26 protein-coding genes, 1 tRNA gene, 1 pseudogene and 1 other annotated feature are annotated in these 21,175 nt (G+C 32.7%); of the genes and pseudogenes, 21 read left to right on the forward strand and 7 right to left on the reverse strand.

All coding sequences use genetic code 11. The annotated features are described in order from the left end of the window. The first annotated feature begins 1 nt into the window (after position 1). The 6 genes from AC1RPT_RS02440 to AC1RPT_RS02465 all read left to right on the forward strand — a co-directional run bounded on the left by AC1RPT_RS02440 (position 2) and on the right by AC1RPT_RS02465 (position 5,682). A complete protein-coding gene (locus AC1RPT_RS02440) occupies positions 2–1,255 on the forward strand; it encodes a methionine gamma-lyase family protein (protein WP_481761231.1) in 1,254 nt (417 codons plus the stop codon). A 100-nt stretch (positions 1,256–1,355) separates the two neighbouring features. Continuing rightward, positions 1,356–1,745, forward strand: coding sequence for a MerR family transcriptional regulator (locus tag AC1RPT_RS02445; protein ID WP_481761232.1), 390 nt, complete (start codon positions 1,356–1,358; stop codon positions 1,743–1,745). Between the two features lie 25 nt (positions 1,746–1,770). Next, on the forward strand, positions 1,771–3,114 hold the full coding sequence (gene glnA / locus AC1RPT_RS02450; RefSeq protein ID WP_409022650.1) for a type I glutamate--ammonia ligase: 1,344 nt from the start codon (positions 1,771–1,773) through the stop codon (positions 3,112–3,114). Positions 3,115–3,265: 151 nt separating this feature from the next. Further along, positions 3,266–4,150: an exonuclease SbcC gene (locus AC1RPT_RS02455; RefSeq protein ID WP_481761233.1), complete on the forward strand. Its 885-nt coding sequence runs from the start codon at positions 3,266–3,268 to the stop codon at positions 4,148–4,150. Then, entirely contained in the window at positions 4,150–5,082 is a 933-nt protein-coding gene (locus AC1RPT_RS02460; RefSeq protein ID WP_481761234.1) for a hypothetical protein, read from the forward strand. The genes AC1RPT_RS02455 and AC1RPT_RS02460 overlap by 1 nt, the downstream gene beginning before the upstream one ends. 57 nt (positions 5,083–5,139) lie before the next feature. Beyond that, positions 5,140–5,682, forward strand: coding sequence for a dUTP diphosphatase (locus tag AC1RPT_RS02465; RefSeq protein ID WP_481761235.1), 543 nt, complete (start codon positions 5,140–5,142; stop codon positions 5,680–5,682). A 278-nt stretch (positions 5,683–5,960) separates the two neighbouring features. Here AC1RPT_RS02465 and AC1RPT_RS02470 read toward each other — a convergent pair whose 3' ends face one another. The 3 genes from AC1RPT_RS02470 to AC1RPT_RS02480 form a co-directional block, all read right to left on the reverse strand. After that, entirely contained in the window at positions 5,961–6,230 is a 270-nt protein-coding gene (locus AC1RPT_RS02470; protein WP_481762174.1) for a hypothetical protein, read from the reverse strand. 144 nt (positions 6,231–6,374) lie between these two features. Beyond that, a complete protein-coding gene (locus AC1RPT_RS02475; RefSeq protein WP_409022645.1) occupies positions 6,375–6,746 on the reverse strand; it encodes a transporter in 372 nt (123 codons plus the stop codon). A 77-nt stretch (positions 6,747–6,823) separates the two neighbouring features. Continuing rightward, complete coding sequence (locus AC1RPT_RS02480) at positions 6,824–7,090, reverse strand: SemiSWEET family transporter (protein WP_481761237.1); 267 nt, start codon at positions 7,088–7,090, stop codon at positions 6,824–6,826. Positions 7,091–8,370: 1,280 nt separating this feature from the next. Here AC1RPT_RS02480 and AC1RPT_RS02485 point away from each other — a divergent pair. Continuing rightward, positions 8,371–9,345 carry a hypothetical protein gene (locus tag AC1RPT_RS02485; RefSeq protein ID WP_481761239.1) on the forward strand — a complete coding sequence of 325 codons (975 nt, stop codon included), beginning with the start codon at positions 8,371–8,373 and terminating at the stop codon, positions 9,343–9,345. 8 nt (positions 9,346–9,353) lie between these two features. After that, entirely contained in the window at positions 9,354–9,917 is a 564-nt protein-coding gene (locus AC1RPT_RS02490) for a hypothetical protein (RefSeq protein WP_481761240.1), read from the forward strand. Positions 9,918–9,939: 22 nt separating this feature from the next. Here the strand turns inward: AC1RPT_RS02490 and AC1RPT_RS02495 are convergent. From AC1RPT_RS02495 to AC1RPT_RS02510, 4 genes and pseudogenes are all read right to left on the reverse strand, one after another. After that, a pseudogene (locus AC1RPT_RS02495) lies at positions 9,940–10,533 on the reverse strand (IS3 family transposase); the annotation flags it as partial. A gap of 116 nt (positions 10,534–10,649) precedes the next feature. Then, positions 10,650–10,931 carry a putative quinol monooxygenase gene (locus tag AC1RPT_RS02500; protein WP_481761241.1) on the reverse strand — a complete coding sequence of 94 codons (282 nt, stop codon included), beginning with the start codon at positions 10,929–10,931 and terminating at the stop codon, positions 10,650–10,652. A gap of 119 nt (positions 10,932–11,050) precedes the next feature. Further along, positions 11,051–11,755 carry a DUF4352 domain-containing protein gene (locus AC1RPT_RS02505; protein ID WP_481761242.1) on the reverse strand — a complete coding sequence of 235 codons (705 nt, stop codon included), beginning with the start codon at positions 11,753–11,755 and terminating at the stop codon, positions 11,051–11,053. 407 nt (positions 11,756–12,162) lie between these two features. Further along, a tRNA-Arg gene (locus tag AC1RPT_RS02510) sits at positions 12,163–12,236 on the reverse strand. A gap of 176 nt (positions 12,237–12,412) precedes the next feature. On the opposite strand from AC1RPT_RS02510, the gene AC1RPT_RS02515 reads away from it, so the two are divergent. The 13 genes from AC1RPT_RS02515 (at position 12,413) to AC1RPT_RS02575 (ending at position 21,087) form a co-directional block, all read left to right on the forward strand. Further along, positions 12,413–13,045 (forward strand): TetR/AcrR family transcriptional regulator, encoded by a 633-nt coding sequence (locus AC1RPT_RS02515; protein ID WP_409022635.1) that lies wholly within the window; start codon positions 12,413–12,415, stop codon positions 13,043–13,045. A 53-nt stretch (positions 13,046–13,098) separates the two neighbouring features. Beyond that, positions 13,099–13,184, forward strand: a sequence feature (ribosomal protein L21 leader region). Positions 13,185–13,202: 18 nt separating this feature from the next. Then, on the forward strand, positions 13,203–13,511 hold the full coding sequence (gene rplU / locus AC1RPT_RS02520) for a 50S ribosomal protein L21 (RefSeq protein ID WP_409022634.1): 309 nt from the start codon (positions 13,203–13,205) through the stop codon (positions 13,509–13,511). A 21-nt stretch (positions 13,512–13,532) separates the two neighbouring features. Next, the gene (locus tag AC1RPT_RS02525) at positions 13,533–13,862 is read left to right on the forward strand and encodes a ribosomal-processing cysteine protease Prp (RefSeq protein ID WP_409022633.1); all 330 of its coding nucleotides are present in this window, start codon (positions 13,533–13,535) and stop codon (positions 13,860–13,862) included. 23 nt (positions 13,863–13,885) lie between these two features. Further along, entirely contained in the window at positions 13,886–14,173 is a 288-nt protein-coding gene (gene rpmA / locus AC1RPT_RS02530) for a 50S ribosomal protein L27 (RefSeq protein WP_083478911.1), read from the forward strand. A gap of 72 nt (positions 14,174–14,245) precedes the next feature. Beyond that, on the forward strand, positions 14,246–15,307 hold the full coding sequence (locus AC1RPT_RS02535; protein ID WP_481761243.1) for a M24 family metallopeptidase: 1,062 nt from the start codon (positions 14,246–14,248) through the stop codon (positions 15,305–15,307). An 81-nt stretch (positions 15,308–15,388) separates the two neighbouring features. Next, positions 15,389–15,949: an elongation factor P gene (efp, locus tag AC1RPT_RS02540; RefSeq protein ID WP_409022631.1), complete on the forward strand. Its 561-nt coding sequence runs from the start codon at positions 15,389–15,391 to the stop codon at positions 15,947–15,949. 19 nt (positions 15,950–15,968) lie between these two features. After that, on the forward strand, positions 15,969–16,400 hold the full coding sequence (locus AC1RPT_RS02545; RefSeq protein ID WP_409022630.1) for an Asp23/Gls24 family envelope stress response protein: 432 nt from the start codon (positions 15,969–15,971) through the stop codon (positions 16,398–16,400). Positions 16,401–16,408: 8 nt separating this feature from the next. Beyond that, positions 16,409–16,846, forward strand: a complete 438-nt coding sequence (gene nusB / locus AC1RPT_RS02550; RefSeq protein WP_409022798.1) for a transcription antitermination factor NusB — start codon at positions 16,409–16,411, stop codon at positions 16,844–16,846. 106 nt (positions 16,847–16,952) lie between these two features. Continuing rightward, complete coding sequence (gene folD / locus AC1RPT_RS02555) at positions 16,953–17,804, forward strand: bifunctional methylenetetrahydrofolate dehydrogenase/methenyltetrahydrofolate cyclohydrolase FolD (RefSeq protein WP_481761244.1); 852 nt, start codon at positions 16,953–16,955, stop codon at positions 17,802–17,804. After that, on the forward strand, positions 17,797–19,137 hold the full coding sequence (gene xseA, locus AC1RPT_RS02560) for an exodeoxyribonuclease VII large subunit (RefSeq protein WP_481761245.1): 1,341 nt from the start codon (positions 17,797–17,799) through the stop codon (positions 19,135–19,137). The genes folD and xseA overlap by 8 nt, the downstream gene beginning before the upstream one ends. Positions 19,138–19,140: 3 nt before the next feature. Then, positions 19,141–19,374, forward strand: a complete 234-nt coding sequence (locus AC1RPT_RS02565) for an exodeoxyribonuclease VII small subunit (protein WP_409022627.1) — start codon at positions 19,141–19,143, stop codon at positions 19,372–19,374. Continuing rightward, the gene (locus tag AC1RPT_RS02570) at positions 19,367–20,254 is read left to right on the forward strand and encodes a polyprenyl synthetase family protein (RefSeq protein WP_481761246.1); all 888 of its coding nucleotides are present in this window, start codon (positions 19,367–19,369) and stop codon (positions 20,252–20,254) included. The genes AC1RPT_RS02565 and AC1RPT_RS02570 overlap by 8 nt, the downstream gene beginning before the upstream one ends. Positions 20,255–20,262: 8 nt before the next feature. Beyond that, positions 20,263–21,087, forward strand: a complete 825-nt coding sequence (locus AC1RPT_RS02575) for a TlyA family RNA methyltransferase (protein WP_481761247.1) — start codon at positions 20,263–20,265, stop codon at positions 21,085–21,087. Positions 21,088–21,175 lie beyond the last annotated feature (88 nt).

A 21,175-nucleotide genomic window follows, 5' to 3' on the forward strand; every position in this document is an offset into this window, starting at 1 on the left:
TATGCAAAAATGGATAGATAATTTATCACAGGAGTTAGCAAATGTTGTAGGAGAAGTTGATACTCAAATTGAACCAAGACTAAAAGAAATTGATGAACAGGTTTTGTTTAACCAACAAAAAGTCTTGGAAGCTTTTAAGAAAAATAATGTTTCTGAAACATATTTTGCCGGATCAACAGGATATGGATACGACGATATCGGCCGCGATGGACTTGATCGTATCTATGCAGATGTTTTCAAAACAGAAGCGGCAATGGTGAGACCACAAATTGTTTCAGGAACGCATTCAATTTCAACAGCCCTTTTTGGTATGTTACGACCAGGGGACGATTTATTATATATTACTGGGATGCCATACGATACGATTCAGGAAGTTATTGGTATTTCTGGAACGGGTATTGGTTCAATGAAAGAATATGGTATCGGGTTTGATTACGTCCCATTAACGGCTGACAATCATATGGATTCTAATGGTTTAAAAGAAAAGTTAACGGATAAGGTTAAAGTTGTTGCAATCCAACGTTCTCGTGGGTATGCAACTAGAGATAGTTTTATGGTATCTGAAATTGCTGAGATGATTAAAGAAGTTCGTAAAATTTCAAAAGATGTGATTATTTTTATCGATAACTGCTATGGTGAATTTTCTGAAACAATTGAACCAACAGAGGTAGGTGCTGATATCATGTCAGGGTCACTAATTAAAAATGCTGGTGGTGGTTTAGCTAAAACGGGTGGTTACATCGTTGGACGTGCTGATTTAATTGAAAAAGCTGGTTACCGCCTAACAACACCTGGTACTGGTAATGAAGAGGGCGCCACCTTAAATGTTATGAGAGATTTTATTCAAGGGTTCTTTTTAGCACCTCATGTAACAGGTGAGGCAATTAAAGGTGCTATCTATACGAGTGCATTACTTGAAAAAATGGGATTAGATGTGTCACCAAAATGGGATGCACCAAGAACTGATCTCATTCAAACGGTTAACTTTGGTAAACCAGAACCAATGGTTAAGTTTGCTCAAGCTATCCAACGTGAATCTCCCGTTGATGCATATGTTGAACCAAAACCAAGTGATATGGCTGGTTATGAAGATAAAGTTATTATGGCTGCGGGTACTTTTGTTGAAGGTGCTAGTGTCGAATTGTCAGCTGATGGTCCAATAAGAGAACCTTATACGCTTTATGTTCAGGGTGGGTTAACGTATGCGCATGTTAAGTTAGCAGTTACAGCTGCAGTTGAAAAAACATTCTATTGAACAATCGACTGTAAGCTATGTTATAAAATCTAACATTGTACGTTGACAGTCATTTATTTCCTTGTTACTATAAGGATGTAATTAAAAAGGAGGCTTGTTTATGAAAGAGAAGGAACTCAGACGATCATTAGCGGTATTACCAATTGGAACGGTAATGAAATTAACGGACTTAACGGCTCGTCAAATTCGTTATTATGAGGAGCAGGAGTTAATTATGCCCCAAAGAAATGATGGTAATCGCAGAATGTATTCACTGAATGATATTGATAAGTTATTTGAAATTAAAGATTATTTAGATGAAGGCATGAATATGGTTGGCATTAAAGAAATTTATTTTGAAAAGGAAGCACAGGCTAAAAAGCAACGCAAATTGTTAGAAAAGCCTTTGACAGATAATGATGTTAGACATATTTTTCAAAATGAATTTCTTTCAGTTAGTGGACTTAAAAATCCTGACGATCCTTCTTTTAACACAAACAAGCGTCTATAAATTATAAATACTGAGGAGAGATAAAATGGCAAAAGCTGCATACACTAAAGATGACATTGTTACAATGGCAAAAAAAGAGAACGTTAAATTTTTAAGACTTATGTTTACAGATTTATTCGGAATTATTAAGAACGTGGAAGTTCCGATTAGCCAACTAGACAAATTATTAGAAAACAAATTAATGTTCGATGGTTCTTCAATCGACGGATTCGTTCGAATCGAAGAAAGTGATATGTACTTATACCCAGATTTATCAACTTGGATGATTTTCCCATGGGAACATGAACATGGAAAAATTGCGCGTATTATTTGTGAAGTTTATAACGCTGAACGTAAACCATTCCAAGGTGATCCAAGAAATAACCTTATCCGTGTCTTAAAAGAAATGAATGATTTAGGGTTTACTGAATTTAATATTGGACCTGAACCAGAATTTTTCTTATTTAAATTAGACCCTATAACGGGAAAACCTACAACACAATTAAACGATAAAGGTAGCTATTTTGATTTAGCACCAGTTGATTTAGGTGAAAATTGTCGTCGAGATATCGTGTTAGAACTTGAAAACATGGGTTTTGATGTTGAAGCTTCTCATCATGAAGTAGCACCTGGCCAACATGAAATTGATTTTAAATACGCAGATGCTTTACAAGCCTGTGATAACATCCAAACATTTAAATTAGTCGTTAAAACGGTAGCTAGAAAACATGGTCTACATGCGACATTTATGCCAAAACCATTGAATGGAATTAATGGTTCAGGGATGCATATTAATATGTCATTATTTCATAAAGATGGTAATGCATTCTTTGATGAAAAAGATAAGATGCAATTATCTGAAGATGCCTACCACTTCTTAGGTGGTTTATTACAACATGCACGTGGTTACACAGCAATTACTAATCCAACAGTTAACTCATATAAACGTCTTGTCCCTGGATTTGAGGCACCTGTTTATGTTGCTTGGTCTGGACGTAACCGATCGCCATTAGTTCGTGTACCAATGGCTCGTGGGTTATCAACTCGATTAGAGTTAAGAAGTGTTGATGCAACTGCTAATCCTTATCTTGTTATTGCGGCTATTTTAGAAGCAGGACTTGATGGACTTAGAAATAAAGTTGTACCACCTGCATCTGTTGATAGAAATATTTACGTAATGAACCGTCAAGAACGCCAAGATAATCATATTAGTGACTTACCATCGACACTACACAATGCCATTAAAGCATTGGAAAAAGATGATATCATGGAAAAAGCAATGGGTCCTCATTTATATCCAAGCTTTATTGAAGCCAAAAAATTAGAATGGGCTGCTTACCGTCAAGAAGTTTCTGAATGGGAAAGAGATCAATATTTAGAACTTTATTAAAAAAAGTGTAATAAAGGTTTGAAATGACTAACTAAATGATTGATAATGAAACTAGGACAAGTAAAATTGTTTTAGTTTTTTTGATTATGCAAAGAAAAATCACAATACATAGTAAAAAAAATAATCATTAAATATGAATAAGGGGTAAACTATGATAAAAGACAATCAATTTAATTTATCGGATCACAGTGAAGCTACAAACAATATCGAACGCACTCTATCTAAAAAAGTTGAGTACTTAAATCAACTTAGAGAGGCGATTAAACAAGAAGATGATCGATTAGTTTATCAACTCATTAACCAATCTCGTTACGCACAACTAGTGTTAAAGAAAAGAAGCGTTTCGGAATCTGCCATTCAAGAAGAGTTGGTCATTAAAGATTATCCACAAATTCAACAATATTTAAGTTTGAAACTTATCTCATATTTACGTGATACGTATCCATTCTTCTATTTTGAAGAAATGGAAGTTGGAAAATTCAAAATTCATTTTGGTAATTGGTGGGATCGAAAAGAATTTGGCTATTTAGACGTTTTAAATGTTGAATTTAAATTTGATGAAGAAGAACTAGCTAAATTAGCTAAGTCTTTTGAATTGGAAGAAACGAATAAACGTGTTAATACAGATAAAATTAATCAAATATCAATTCAAAATAAAGAACGTCAAGAATTAGTTGATTCTCAGGATGAACGTGACGCTGAAAAAGACAAAATTCGCGAAGATATGAAACGTAATTCACAAGAAAAAGGGCGTCCTTGGGATGCTGGACGTATTCGTGAAGAACGTCGCGTGTTAAAAGAAAGATTAACAGAGTTAACTGAGATGGATGAAAAAGCCAGCAGTGCATATCAAGATATTAAATCAAGTGAGACTGATGTTTTAAGTTTAGCCAAAGAAGATACGTTGATTGGTTATGAAAGACAAAGTGTTATTGGTATATTTGGTGATTTTGAAAAATTCACTAAACAAAATGATGCCTTATATTACAGTTATTTATCTCACTTAATTAGTCAAAAAGGACAGGTGACTGAATAATGGCTGAAAAAGAAAAGCAGTTAGTTTCTACAAAATCGCGTTTAGTAAACTTTAATGAACAAATTAAATTAAGTCTGAACAATGGGATTAAATTTACGGAAACATTAGATGTTTTAATGAATACCCAGGATAAAGTTGAGTTGATTGATGCCGCAATGAGTTTGATGGGTTATCAACTTGACACTAATTATTTAACATTCCCGCAAAAATATAGTGCTGCAGATTATTGTTTACTCTTCTTTAACCGTTTAATGGACTTGCATGATAATGAAACGGCTATTTTACACTTCTCAGAGCCTAGAAAAGCACTTGTCCATGAAATACCTGGGATTAATGTCGTAGATAGTTTTTCCTTTAAAATTGATGATAATGATGGCGCTTATTATGTTGCACAAGAATCAGGAGAATCTTTATTTTATTTAAATTTACGTAAAAGAATGATTCGAATTAATAGTACAGCTATTACAAATGTCTTAATTGTTAGTTACTTGGAAAAATTAGACGCAAAATCGATTAAATATCTTGAAATGATGTTAATTGATTTTGCGACGTATTTAAAAGAAGATTATGGATTTAGCGTTGATCTTAATCTATTGGATTCAGGTAATCCAGCAAGATACGAATTGTCTGAAGATATACTTAAACGAAGTGTTATCGATGAATTATTTGTACTTGCTTCAGAAAATGAGTTAATGGTTGAAGCAGGCGCAAATAATAGTGCTGTTTTAAAATTAGCTAAATCTGAAATAACAATTTATGATCAACAACAAATGGGTGAGAGTGATAATGAAAAATGGGTCGTTGCTGTTATGGATGCTGCCCAAGAAATTTCATGGTTCGATATTTTGTTGAATGAACCTTTCATTAGAAATTGGTACTTGAATAATATAAATGAATTAAGTATTAAATCAGATCCCTTGATTTTTAAATAATAAAAAAATGTCTGTCCGTTAGTTACTAGTGGGCAGATTTTTTTGGAGGAAAATTTAGTGAACTTAACAGATATGATCCAAATGGAACGAAGCTTTGATCGGGATGTTATTCAAGATAAAAAAATTAGATGGAGTCCTGAAGAGAGATTGTTTAACGCCTATGTGAGCTTGGATGTTGAACTATCAGAATTAGCCAACACGGTTGAATGGTTTAAAGTCTGGAAAGAAAATCGTGGACAAAAAATGGAAAAAGGCAAAACGCATGAAGAGACAGTACTCTCAGAATATGTTGATGCAATGAGTTTCTTTTTTAATATTGCCAATCAAAATAAATGGACCTATTTATTATTAATTAGTGACGAAGAGATGGATGATTTTGCAAAAAAGCCTATGACAATGTCATTGAATAAAGTCTTTTTATCGTTAAAATTAATGATTTCTAAAAGTTTATTTAGTCATAAATTAGAAGATTTTAAACATGCTTGGCATCTTTTTATTAAATTCGGGTTAGTTGATTTAAAATTGTCTTGGAATGATATTGAAAATGAATTTGTTAAAAAAAATATGGAAAATATTGAAAGACAAGAAAATAATTATTAATTAAAACAGTCTTAAATTGGAGCTAACCAATAATATTGGACAAAAATTTAAGCAGGTTACTGAATTTTAAGAGCTTGGTATCGTATTATTAGTAATTAATTTACAACTGAGCGTCGTAAATAAGGAATCATTAATAATTCGTATTTTAAATTTTAATAAAGAAAAGCCTTCGACATTGGATTTTTGTCCAATATTGAAGGCTTTTTTGTGTTAATAACTGAATAACAGTTTTTATTTGAATGAGACTAATCTCTTTTAAAATTAACTTAAGTAAAAAATCAAGAACCAGTATCAAAATTAAAATCAGCACCATCTTCAGATTCATGAATATGAACGTCTTTAGCAGACGAAGTACTATCATTAATATCAAAGCTCTCAGAAGAAGATGTCTTCTTAGTAGATGATGAAGATTCTTTAGAAGAATCTTTGGCCTTAGAAGATGAGGCCTTTGTGTTGGATGATGCAGACGACTGTTGAGAAGAAGAGCTATTTTTGTTAGAACTGGAATCAGAATTATAACTATATTCGCAAGCAGACAATAGTAGCATTGATACGCTTAGAACCCCTAGTAAGCTAATAAATTTTTTCATTTTAAATCCCCCAATATTTTTATGGTGCAAAGCGAGCAGTAGGAATCGCACCTACTAAAAGTATCTATACGCTCGTTAGAAATTTATGTTAAATTTTGTTTATTAGTGCTTAGCAGGAGCTTGTTTGAGTGTGAAAACTGCTGCAATGATTAATAAAATAAATGTAGGAAGGGCAAAAACCATTGATAAAAGAAATAAACCGCAACCAATAATACCAAGAACATGGCCAGTAATAGAGATATCAGCTTTTCTTGATTGAACAAGTGCAACAATGTGAAGAATAAGGCCAATTCCTAGCATAATATAAAAGAAAATAGCTGTACCGCTAGTTAAGGTTGATGTTCCAGAGACAGCGTGTGATGTTACAGTAGATTTATTGATACCAGTTAAAATAACGATAAGCCAAGAAAAGGCTACTAATATAGTATTTATGATATCGAAAGTACCTGCTGCAGTGTTAATTTTTAGTTTCATGAAGAATTCCCCCGTATGGAGCTTTTAACGTGATTCCCTATCTGCACGTAAGTATTCTATTTTATGTATATGATATTTTATAAGGCAGTGAAGAAAGCGATGGCGCCTAGAAAGATACCCGGTACGTTTGCAAAGAATATAGGCCAGTCTTTATTTTTACCACATACGCCATAGACAGTCCAAAATATGCAATTAATACAGGCAACCAAGGGCTGAACAGGATTACCCTGGCTACCATTAAGGTTGGAAATGATTTGTGGGATGTATGAGACATACATTAAGATAGATAAAATACTTGCAAACTTCCCGATTTTTTCTAGAGTGCTATCATTTAATAATTTCATTCTAATTCCTCCAAACTTTTTTATGCCTCTCTATAATAACTAATTATCAGTTATTCTACAAATTATAACAACTGGGAGTAGGTAAAAATGTTTGGTGTTGGTGAAAATAAACTTGTGGATGATTTTTATTATTAAAATGCATCAAAATTTTCTTGGGTGATAAATTAATTATTTAAATGAAGGCTAGGTATTTGTTTAGGTTAATATCTTACTAATTCAGAACTGTTATTGTAAACTCAGTATTTTGTTTTTAACTAATACTGACTATTTATGAAATTGCTGGATCTGAATAGCAAAGCTATAGAATGTTGAATAAATGATATTTAAATAGTGGTACATTCAGTAGAAACTATAGGACTAATAGTTTCTGTTAACAGATGACTACGTATCAAAAAAATTTACAGGGATGAGTTAATGCGTTGCTCTAATCAGAATGACGTTCCTCAGATGATTATCAAATTTAACAATAATTTTTCTTATAAAGGTAGCGCAGTTATTGATACTATTCATGAGTTGACCATTTAGGAGAAGAATGAAGTAATCAGAGAAATTACACTACTTGAGTTTCATTAATGATTTAGATAACATAAAACCCACTTAGTAAGGTGACTTATACATACAACTATTACTCTGACTGGCAATGATTATAACAAACGTAAAGGGGGAAATGCTATATCTTCATTTAACGAACTATTCCCACAAGTCAATGAAAAATCTACAATTAATAAGGTTAAACGTTTTTTTAAAGTATGGTTACCAAAAATGCAGAGATATAGTCAGAAGGATATTAGCGGAATTAAGTCGCCAATTATCATGGATATGCCTAAAAAGTACCTCAGGGAACAATCAACACGAAGAGACCATAACTAAACGTATCTATGCTGAGCAAGTTATTAATAATGTTCTAGTAGCTTTAAAGAGTTGTGACACTATTAGTAGAAAAATATTAATAGATGTCTATATTGCAGAAGATAATAAATAAAATGATATTGAAATGGATGATTTAGGATATGAAAAGACGAGATACAGTTTTTACAAGAATCGAGCATGCTTACAGTTTGCTGATTCATTCTTAATTGAAGACTTACATGATTTCAAAAAGTGAACATTTAGTGAACAAATTGAAGTGATTAATCTGTTATATTAGTAATATGATATTTTGATATCAGTTATTAATCTCTAATCCAAATATTTATACACACATGAGAAAGGTATTGTTTACCTGTCTTTTTTATTGTTTAATAATAGAGCGAGTATAAATTATTTGGAGGAGTAACTATTTGGACAATTATTATGTATTTAAATTAAATTTAGCACCAAATATAATTAGAACTTACGTTGAAAGAAAATCAGAAGGTTGGAAACAGCTTAAACATAATGTAATAAAGGATGATCTAACTAATAGTTTTGGAATACCTAATGGATTTGAAAGGGGAACATATTTAAATTTTATTTTTAAGGATACTGATGTTAAAGAAGAATTATCCAAATCTATAGAATATACAGAATTTGTTGCTCAATCTAAAAAAATAGAAGAGGAATATTTTGCTGTTATAGAAAACTATGAAAAAAATTCGGGCATTTTATGGACAAAAGAATTTTTGGGCGTTACAAAAGTTGAAATGAGAACAAAAATGGACAAATTACTTAAAAAATATCCATTTTTAAAAGAATCATTAGATGATGTTTTAGAAGATGATATAATAGGCAACTTAAAAGGGTACGGACGTTACGGACATGGTCGTAAAATGATGCTAGAGGCTAGAAAAATAATACGGTATATTCAGGATAAAGAATATATAAATGCTGGAGTGAATTTTTTTTATGAATTGGAAACTGAAAAAATTTTAATTTCTACTAATGACAAAAGTTTGAAAGAAGCTATTAGTATGTCTGAAAGAATAGAATCATTTATAAATACAGCAGAAAATACCAATATGGGTGCTGTATCAGTTAATGCAGTTCAAGATAGCGTTAGCATTAAGCAAGATTATGCAAGAGTAACAGTACATCTTGTCTATCCTAATGGTGCCCAGCAAGTTGAAGATAGGGACCTTGCTAGTCGAAAACGTATAAATGCTGAAGATGTGAAAAAAATATATAGTGCCCCTAGAGGAGAAAAAGTAAATACAGTAGAGTTAAGTAAACAATTGGGTGAAGATGCTAAGCGAGGATACCTTAAATCGATAAAACATAGGGCAATGAGTATAATGAAAATTGTACCTGTAATAGTTAATAAAAATTTTCATAAATAGGTGATAGTATGGTAGATAATAAATCATTGATGAGAGCATTATGGACTTCAAAACGAGCAACTATATGCAATATATACTCTAAAATTGGAATTTCGATAAATGTAATATTTACAATAATATATTTATTTTTTCCGGATATTATTAATGTTAATTATGAAGTTTCAAGCTTATTGGGTATTTCTGTTACCGGATTATCTTTTACATTCGCATTATTTGTTGCGGTTAAAAGTATCTTTGATATAGATAATTTAGGACACATATATTTAGTTTCTAAAACAGATACTCAATTAAAAAACGTATTTGTTGAAATATTCACACCATTTATGTGGACTTCATTTTTATGGCTAACCATAGTTGGAATATCAATTAGTACTATGTTAATATCATTTGAAACCTTTATTGATTTTGAAGTAATTTTGTATTTGAAAGGAATAGTTTTAATTTTAGTATTTACGGCGTCTTTGAATATTTTTGGGCTTATTTTAGACATCATCCGAGATACTCAAAAAAAGGCTATAGAGGCTGGAGAAGAAGAAGCTGAGTCAATAATAAAAAATAATAAAATGAAGTGAACCCTAAATATTGGACGAAGCTTTATGCAGCATTCTGGGTTATAAAAATTCGGTGTTCAACCGGGCTTTTACAACCCAATTTTATTTTAATTCGTGAAAAATTATAGTCATTTATCCAAACCGGTACTTGTGAAACTAGTGTTTCATATGTATCGGTTTCTTTTTGATAGAAAGCTTCAGCTTTCATAATATGGAAAAAGCTTTCCATGGCAGCGTTATCTAAACATGTTGCTTTACGTGACATACTCTGAAAAATACGATATTTTTTGAGAATAGTAACCCAATTTTTGTGTTGATATTGGAATCCTTGGTCAGAATGAATCGTCGTTCGATAATTTAAATCTTTTGGGATTTTTGCAATTGCTTGTTTCAAAACCTTTGTTGTAAATTTAACTGTTGGATGTTTACTAATCTGATGACTTAGAATTTTGCCTGAAAACAGATCATAAATACAGGTGAAATGGGCCCGTTCATCGATTGTTTCGTCACCCCAACGGACTTCTGTAACATCTGTTGCTAGTTTTTGATAAGGTCGGTCCGAAAAGAAACGGCGATTAATCAGGTTTTTAGAAACGGTACCAACTTTTCCTTTATACGAGTTGTATTTGCGTGTCTGGCTGAAATTGAAGTAGCTCCCATAAATTAAATCTCCTTAAATTTTTAAAATTTTGTAGCAATACGACCAATGAGCCTTGCACTCATAGCCAGCTTAACTGGTGGTCGAAAGGGTAGTTAGGCGTCCATTACAATAACTTGTAATTCTTCAGTTACAAATTGATTGATGCCTGCTAAAAATTCTTTAAAATAAGTTGTTTCATTGTGGAAGTTAACTGCGTCTTGGTCTTGCCAATGCTCAATTATTGCATAACGATTGTTGGCACCTAATTGTTTAAAATGATTGTATGAAATATTACCAGATTCTTTTTTTGATTGCGTCACTAGAGGATCAATAAAATGTTCATATTCTGTAATACAATTTTCATTAACAACTAAACTAACATTAAAAACTTTCATGATAATATTCTCCTTTTTAGCTTTTAACGTGATTCCTATGCACGTAGATAAACAAAAACGAGCAGCAGGAGTTGCACCTGCTTGAAGTATCTATACACTCGTTAAAATTAGTTAAATATTTATTCCCAAGTTGAGTCCCCGTAAGTGACAGAGAACGGACCAGCATTAGAAGTTGTAAAGTATAATGTCATTACAGCTTTTTTTCCGGCAGCTATTGAATTTGGAATATTACCAGAGTAAGTCTCTGAATTAAATTCCCCAATAGTATCATCACTATCATAGACGTCAAACTTTTGACCATTGAAATCTAGTGGACCTGTACCATTATTTTGAACGGTTACTTTAACAGCAACTTGTGTATCACCGGATTTAACATCATTTAAAGGAACTGACGTTTCTTTTTCAGCAGAGTCAACGGTTATCTTTGAGTCGTCAGTTAAATCTACAGAATCGCCAAAAGATGAAGTAGATTCTGAATCGGATTCATCATCAGTGTATGACTCATCGTCAGATTCTGAATCAGATTCAGATTCATCGTCAACATATGAATCATCATCGTCATCATAACTAGAATCATCATCTGATTCTGACGAGTCACTAGCACTTGACGATCTAAAATTAGACGATGAACGCGCTGACGAATCTTTATCAGATGTTACCGACATCACGCTAAAAGAAATAATTGATATGCCTAAACCGGCAATCAATAAAATTAGTGGTATTAAATTAGAAGCTTTATTACCCCAAGCTACAATAAACCAAGTTACACCTGTAAAAAAAACAACTAAACCAATAAGAAAAATAATTGTAAATGTAGTACTCATGAATATATTTCCTCCGAAATCTATATCTCTACTCCTAGAAATATGATAAAATTATTTGTTAATATATTTATACCCTCTAACTTGCTACCAACAGGTTAGGGGATTTTTTAATAGTTTTATTTCAAACAATTTACTAAAGCTTAAGTAATTGCTTGATATTTTTAACGTGTTTTCCAGTAATACAATATAAAGCGTTGCCAACAGCCTTACCGACAGAAAATGCTTTCTTATCGCCTGATATTTTAATACTTTAGTAGATTTATTGATAAAAATATCCATGCAACAAATATGCAACAAATGTTTTGAGCATTCTATCCTTTATAGTCTGTTTTCACCTAAATAAAAAAATAGGAACGCCCGTTTAAAGGCATTCCTATTTTTATAAATCGGTCTAGAATGGATATCTATGACTCGGGTGAGATTCGAACTCACGACCGTCCGCTTAGAAGGCGGATGCTCTATCCAGCTGAGCTACCGAGTCATAACAACATTTAATAGTATATGATAAAATACTGGTACTTGTCAATGGAAATTGGTAGAACTCTTATAAATTATCAAAAACATGAATGAAAGTTTTGATGAAATGTTCTATAATAAGAAAGTAATAGACATAAATGGAGATAAAGACTATTTAATTATGAATAAAGAGGTTGAAAAATGGTTGATTCTAATGATCCACGGGTAAAGAGAACAAGACAAAATTTAAAAAAATCATTAGTTGTACTCATGAAACATTACAAAGTTGAAAATATTAGCGTTCAAAAGATTACTCAGGAAGCAAATGTCACTCGAGGAACATTCTATCTGCATTATCATGACAAACAAGATTTTATTAATCGGGCAATGGATGAAATTTTAGATGACTTTTTTGATTACATTATGATTATGTCAAAACAATCACCAGATAAAGCGTACGTTTATTCGAAACCAGTTGAAGTTTGTTGTTTAAATCGGGTGTTTAACTACTTACAAGATGAATCAATGATGTTTGGCGTACTTTTAAATAGTCAAGAAGATGTCGCTTTTTCTGATAAAGTATATGATAGACTAGTTATCTACTTAAATAACTTTAGAGAACAGTTAGCAGGCGATTTTGAAGTATCTAAGATACCAAACGAGTTACAAGTATCCTATGTTGCATCAGCGCACCTAGGCTTCATTAAACGTTGGTTACGAGACGATATGATCTACACACCGCACTACGTTGCTAAGGTTTTAAAAGAAATTACTGGCGTTGATACAAGTAACGGAGTCAATTTAACAAACTTTTTTGTTGAAAATGATGGATAACGTTGACTTAAGAAGTTACATTTGATATTATAATAACGTTGTATTTGTGAACACCACAACTGCAACCGCACGTTTTAAGTTTTTAAGCGTCAGGTTGTCTAAATCTGATCACTAAATTACGGCGAGTCTAAGTAATCTATAAGGAGGTGTAATACACATGTACGCAATTATTAAAACAGGTGGCAAACAACTTAAAGTTGAAGCCGGAGAAGCTATTTACATTGAAAAATTATCAGCAGAAGCTGGTGAAAAAGTTACATTTGATGAAATTGTTTTAGTTGGTGGCGAAAAAACCGTTATTGGTGCTCCTTTTGTTAAAGGTGCTACAGTAACTGGTACTGTTGAAAAACAAGGCCGTGAAAAGAAAGTTGTTACTTTCAAATACAAACCTAAGAAACATTCTCATACAAAACAAGGTCATCGTCAACCATATACTAAGGTTGTTATCGATGCTATTAACGCATAATTTTGAAAGTAGGCTACTAGTATGATACGTGCAGTTATTTCTCGGAGAGATGCCAAAATCATCGATGCGTTTGAAATAACAGGGCATGCTGATTCTGGTGAATATGGTCAAGATATTGTGTGTGCTGCGGTTTCGGTATTGACTATCAATACAGTTAATAGTTTGACCGAACTTGCTAAACTTAATCCTGATGTTGAGATGGATGAAGATAATGGTGGATTAATGAAAGTTAAACTATCAGAATCTGAGTTAAACGATGCTACAGGACAGTTATTTTTAGAAAGTTTAGTTTTAGGACTACAGTCAATTGAGCAAAACTATCAAGATTACATTAAATTAACACTTAAATAATAAGACTATAACAAGGAGGTGCATTGATTATGTTAATGAATTTACAATTTTTCTCACATAAAAAAGGTGGGGGTTCTACTTCTAATGGCCGTGATTCTGTCGGTAGACGTTTAGGCTCAAAAAGAGCTGACGGACAAGAAGTAACAGGTGGTTCAATTCTTTATCGTCAACGTGGAACACGTATTTATCCTGGTGTTAACGTTGGTAAAGGTGGAGATGATACTTTGTTTGCTAAAGTCGATGGTATCGTTCGCTTCGAACGTAAAGGCCGCGATAAGAAACAAGTCTCTGTATACCCTGTAGCTGAATAATAATAACTCAAAGGAAACCTCTTCATTTTATGATAGAGATTTCCTTTTTTTGTACATAAAAGGAGTGTTTAAATGAATTTTGATAGAATTAAACAATTACAATCAACTTTTGAGAAACTCTCGATTGATGCATTTCTAGTGACGGATACGACAAACATATTTTATTTAAGTGGTTTTGAAGGTGATGGTGTATTGTTAATTACTGATACACAACAATTTTTAATCACTGACCTAAGATTTGAATTGGCACTAGAAAATCATGATAAAAAATTAGAAATAAAATTTACGCGTGATTATCTGGGTGCTGTATCTGACATAATTAGTGAAAAAGGATTAACAGTTATGGGATTTGAATCATCAATATCATTTTTAGAGTATGATCAATTAGATGAAATCCTTGTTAGTGATTTGGTGCCATTTACTAATATTGTTGACGAATTACGACGTGTTAAAGATAAGGATGAGCAGATAAAATTAATAAAAGCAGGAAAATTAGCTGATGAAGCTTTCAATTATATTGTGTCGACGATTGAAGTTGGTCAAACAGAAATTGAAATTGCTAATCGGCTAGATAGTTATATCAAAAATTTAGGTACTATGAGTGAATCTTTTGAAACAATTGTAGCAAGCGGTATTCATTCAACATGGCCACATGCAACGGTTTCAAAACGAAAGATTCAAGACCAGGATCTGATTACGATAGATTTTGGCTATTATTACGAGAACTATACATTTGATGTCACAAGGACCATCGCCGTGGGATCGATATCTGATGAATTAAAACATATCTACGAGTCTGTTTTAACGACACAAGAACGAGTGATTTCATTAATTAAACCGGGAATAAAATTAAGTGAATTAGCTAGAGTTGCTAATGAAACAATCGCCGATGCAGGATATGGTAAATATTTTAATCATGGGATTGGGCATGGAATTGGCCTATCAATTCATGAATTACCTAATATTAAATTGGATGATTCAAACAGTGTTTTGCAAGCAGGCGACGTCATTACAATTGAACCAGGGATTTATGTACCAAACCTTAGTGGGGTTCGAATTGAGGATGATATTTTAGTGACTGAGAATGGCTATCAAATGTTAACGAATTCTTCTAAAAAATTAATGATAATATAGACTTTAACTTGCTTTTATATGTCCATTATTGCTATTATTAGAACTATGAGATACACGAGATAGTAGGAGGAATATTATATTATGATGTCCGTTAATGAATTTAAAAATGGTGTTACAATCGAAGTTGATGGTGATTTATGGCGTGTTGTTGAATTTCAACATGTTAAACCGGGTAAAGGTTCTGCTTTTGTTCGATCAAAACTAAAGAATCTCCGTACAGGTGCTGCTCAAGAAAAAACATTCCGTGCTGGTGAAAAAGTTCAAAAAGCACAAATTGATAATAAAAAAATGCAATATCTTTATGCTGATGGTAACAACTATGTATTTATGGATATGGATACATATGAACAATTAGAATTACCAGAAGAACGCGTGCATGAACAATTAAATTATTTGAAAGAAAACTTAATTGTTAATGTTATTATGTTTGGCACTGAAACACTTGGTGTTGACGTTCCTAATACAGTTGAATTAAAAGTAGCATCAACTGAAGCGGGTATTAAAGGTAATACACAATCTGGTGGAACTAAACCTGCTGTTCTTGAAACAGGATTAGTTGTACAAGTGCCATTCTTCGTTAATGAAGATGAAATGTTAATTATTAATACACAAGATGGCACATATATTTCCAGAGCACAATAAATCGACGGAGGTTAAACTTATGGCTGAAGAAACAAATATTGTTTTAAAAAGTACTGAACCTTCTTTGGGTGACATTAAGATTGCACCTGAAGTTATTGAAATTATTGTTGGAATTGCTGCTAACCAAATTGATGGTGTTTACTCAATGCGTGGGACAATTGCTAAAAATTTAACTGAATTATTTGGCCGTAAAAAGTCACTGGGTAAGGGTGTTAAACTTGATTTAACAGATGACCAGTTGAATATTGATGTTTTTGTTTACCTTGATTACGGTGTATCTGTTCCTAAGGTTGCATTAGTGATGCAAGAAAAGATTAAACAACAATTACTATTTATGACAGGTTTAGAAATTATTGAAGTAAATGTTCATGTTGAAGGGGTTATTCCTGAAAAGGAAGCCGATAAGATAGATACTGACGATTTATTTTCAGAAAAAGATGGTGAAAATTAGTGAGTGTAATAGTAACTAGACATACGATTCGCGAAAAAGCATTTCAAGCATTATTTGCGTTAAATTCTAACCCAGATGGTGATAGAGAGGCTATTTATCGTGAATTGTTAGAAGTTCCTGATGAAGAGTCGGCTGTAATTCCACCTTATTTAGAAGCATTAGTTTCAGGTGTTAGTGATAAACAAGCTGAGATAGATTCTGTTATTGAAGAAAATCTAACATCACGCTGGAAACTATCACGCTTAAACAATACGGATTTAATTATTTTGAGATTAGCTATTTACGAAATGAAATACGTAGATGATGTTCCTGCTAAGGTAGCATTGAATGAAGCTTTAGAAATTGCTAAAGAATTTAGTGATGATGAATCAAGAAAATTTGTTAATGGTGTGTTAGATCCAGTTGTTGAAAAAATGCCTGTTGATATTGAAAAAACAAATGAATAATAATGATTGAGAAGTGTTGCATTTTTTGCGACACTTTTTTTTTAGAAATGAATACCTTAAATATGATAAAATGTAAGAAGTAAAAATGGAATAGAGGTGCTAAATTATGGCTAAATTAATTGATGGTAAAAAATTGGCACAAATAACGACGGATAATTTAAAATCTGAGATAGAAGCTTTAAAGAAAAAGAATGTCTTTCCTACATTAGCTGTTATTGTAGTTGGAGAAAATCCAGCAAGTAAAATATATGTTAAGAATAAGCATCGAATTGCTGAATCTATTGGGATAAAATCGATTGTTAAAAGATTACCTGATACGATATCAGAAAAAGAGTTGCTAAATCTCATTAATGACTATAATGATAATTCAGATATTAATGGCATATTAGTACAGTTACCTTTACCGAACCAAATTGATGAAAAAAAGATAACCGAAGCTATTAAACCAGAAAAAGATGTTGATGGATTTCATCCGATAAATATTGGACGATTAGCCATGAATGATCCACTAGCAATTCCATGTACACCACTGGGAATTATGAGAATGTTTAACGCATACAATATTGATTTAGACGGTAAAAATGCAGTTGTTGTTGGCCGCAGTAATATTGTGGGTAAACCAATGGCGGCGTTACTTTTAAACGCTAATGCAACAGTAACGATAACGCATAGTCATACGGAAAATTTATCAGAGATAACTAAACAGGCTGATATTTTAGTCGTTGCAATTGGTCAAGCAAACTTTATTAAAAAAACCGATGTGAAACAAGGTGCTGTAGTCATCGATGTCGGGATGAACCGCTTAGATAGTGGTAAGTTAGCGGGAGATGTCGATAAGGAAGTTGCAGAGGTTGCAGGATATCTGACACCAGTACCAAAAGGGGTTGGACCTATGACGATTGCAATGTTGATGGAACAAACAATTGAATTAACAAAACGGAGTGTTGGCATTGAATAAAGATAATTATTTATCAGTTACATCATTAACAACATATTTGAAGAAAAAATTTGATGCTGATCCTTATCTTGGGACCGTTTATTTAACTGGCGAAATTTCAAATTTAAGACCTCGACCTAATGCGCATCAATATTTTAGTTTAAAAGATGATCATGCTAAAATTAGCGCAATTATGTTCCGTTCAGCTTTTGATAAAATAAAATTTAAACCAGAAGATGGCATGAAAGTTTTAGTTATGGGCCGTATATCTTTATATGAAGCGACAGGTAACTATCAAATATATATTGAGCGAATGGAACCTGATGGTGTTGGTGCGTTATATCAAGCCTATGAGCAGTTAAAAAATAAGCTACAAGCTGAAGGATTATTTTCAGCACCAAAACAGGCATTGGTTAAATATCCTAAACGAATTGCTGTGATTACAAGTCCTTCAGGGGCTGTCATTAAAGATATTATGACAACCGTTAAAAGACGTTACCCGATTGCTCAATTAGTTTTATTTCCTGCGATTGTACAAGGTGACAAAGCAGCTAATGATTTAGTTAAGCGGTTAAAACAAATTAACGAATTAGGCCATTTTGACACGATTATTATTGGTCGAGGCGGTGGCTCAATTGAAGATTTATGGCCATTTAATGAAGAATCTGTTGCAAGGGAAATATTTGCTAGCCAGATTCCAATTATTTCTTCAGTTGGACATGAGACAGACACAACCATTGCTGATTTAGTGGCCGATGTTCGGGCAGCAACGCCAACAGCAGCAGCAGAATTAGCTGTCCCTGTTTACGCCGATGAATTAATTAAGATTAATCAATTAAAATTGAGACTATTACAAGTAACACAAAATATTTTAAGTTTAAGAAGACAACAATTAGATAAGATTCAACAATCATATGTTTTTCAACAACCTAATCGGTTATATGAGGGTTACCTTCAAAACTTAGACAATTTAGCACAACGCTTAATGCAAGTAACAAAACAAATTATCACAATTAAGAAACAACAATTTGAACAAGCTAATGGTCAGTTGCGCTATCAAAATCCGCAACAATTGGTTAGTCAACTGCAAGATCAAGTAAAACAACAAAACAAACAGTTACATCAATTAATGACCTACTTACTTGAAACAAAGAAACAACAGGTTGGCGAAAAAATAAATGCGCTTGATTTATTAAGTCCATTGAAGATTATGGGACGAGGATACAGTTACGTATCTATGGAAGATAAAATTATTAAAAGTATTAATTCAGTGAATATAGATGATAACGTCGTGTTACACCTTACAGATGGTAAAGCATATGCAAAAATTGAAAAAGTTGAAAAAGGAGAATAAAAAATGGCTGAAAAAAAAGCGACATTTGAAGATAACTTAGTAGAACTTGAAAAAATTGTAACAGAACTAGAACAAGGTGATGTTCCTTTAGAAAAAGCATTAACCCAATTTCAAAACGGTGTTAAGTTGAGCTCAAAATTGCAAAAAACATTGGAAAATGCTGAAAAAACATTAACCAGTGTCATGAATGATTCTGGTGAAGAAGTGCCATTCGAACAAGGCTTAGAAAATGAGTAACTTAACTAAATTTTCTGATATCGTATTACCAGAATTTAATCAAATTATGTTGAATCAATTACAGGCTTTAGACACTGAAAAAAAGTTAAAAGAATCGATGACTTATTCAGTTGAAGCGGGTGGTAAACGTATTAGACCACTAATCATTTTTGTTATTTGTCAAATGCTTAATCGTAAACTTGATAAGTCAGTTTATTCTATTGCTGGTGCATTAGAATTAATTCATACCTATTCATTAATTCATGATGATTTGCCTGCGATGGATGATGATAATTTAAGACGTGGTAAACCAACAAACCATATTATTTTTGGTGAAAGCATGGCAATTTTAGCTGGTGATGCACTAAATACATTAGCCTTTGAATGGATCAGTAACGCAGAGTTGCCTGATTCACAAAAGGTATTACTAATGGGTCAACTAGCTAGGTTAGCTGGCCCAGAGGGAATGGTTGGCGGTCAAGTTGCCGATATTGAAGGTGAACAAAAAGAGTTATCATTAGCGCAGTTGAAACAGGTGCATAAGCGTAAAACGGGTGATTTAATTGAATTTTCAGTTTACGCAGGTAGCATACTTGGAAAAGCGACTGACCAACAGCACGTAGCGTTTATGGCATATGGACGTCATTTTGGGTTAGCTTTTCAAATCTATGATGATATTATGGATGTCGTTGGGACATCTGAAGAGATGGGCAAGGCTGTTCATAAAGACAATCAAGAAAATAAAAATACGTATCCTGGACTAATGGGAATTGATCAAGCTTATAGGATGCTCGAAGAAGTAACCAATCAAGCTAAAGATGCTATTCAAACGCTTAAGCAAACAGGGTTGGAGACAGAGTATTTGGAAGAATTGTTACATTACTTTAAATTAAAAAATTAGGAGTCACTATGAAAAAAGAGCGCATTGATGTTTTATTAGTTAAACAAGGGTTATTTGAAACTCGTGAACAGGCCAAACGTGCAGTTATGGCTGGTGAAATTCTGGGTGAGAATGAAGAACGATTGGATAAACCAGGTGTTAAAATTTCTGAAGAAACTGTGCTTCATTTTAAAGGTAAAAAATTACCTTATGTGAGCCGCGGTGGACTTAAATTAGAAAAAGCCCTTAAAGTATTTGATGCAACCGTTCAGGATAAAACGGTCTTAGACATTGGATCATCAACCGGTGGCTTTACCGATGTTGCTTTACAAAATGGCGCAAAATTAAGTTATGCGTTAGATGTTGGTACCAATCAATTAGTTTGGAAATTACGACAAGATCCAAGAGTTGTTGTGATGGAAAATACTAACTTCAGATATAGTAAAAAAGAAGATTTTGAATTTGGACAACCCAATTTTGCAACAATAGATGTATCGTTTATTTCATTACATCTTATTTTACCTGCATTAAAGAAAATTATTACTGAAAATGGGGATGTTGTGGCATTAATAAAACCCCAATTTGAAGCAGGAAAAGAAAATGTTGGAAAACATGGTATTGTACGAGATGAAAAGATTCATCGTCAAGTGCTCGAAGACATTGTTCAATTTTCTATTTCCACTGGATTTAATGTTGCGGATTTAAGCTACTCACCAATTAAGGGTGGCGAAGGTAATATTGAATTTTTAATTCATTTAAAGTCTGCGATAAATGAAATTGGCGAGATTTCGGATAAGGTTAGTATCGATGGCGTATTAACTGCTGCATACGATAACCTGAATGCCGTTAAATAAGGATTTAAAGTGAAGTTCTTTAATAATAATTGAAATTACGTTATACTAACTCTATGGGTGGTAGAGGTTATCGGGTGAGGGGGACTTT

It is taken from the genome of Dellaglioa sp. CoH-56-MRSF-11 (assembly GCF_056782135.1).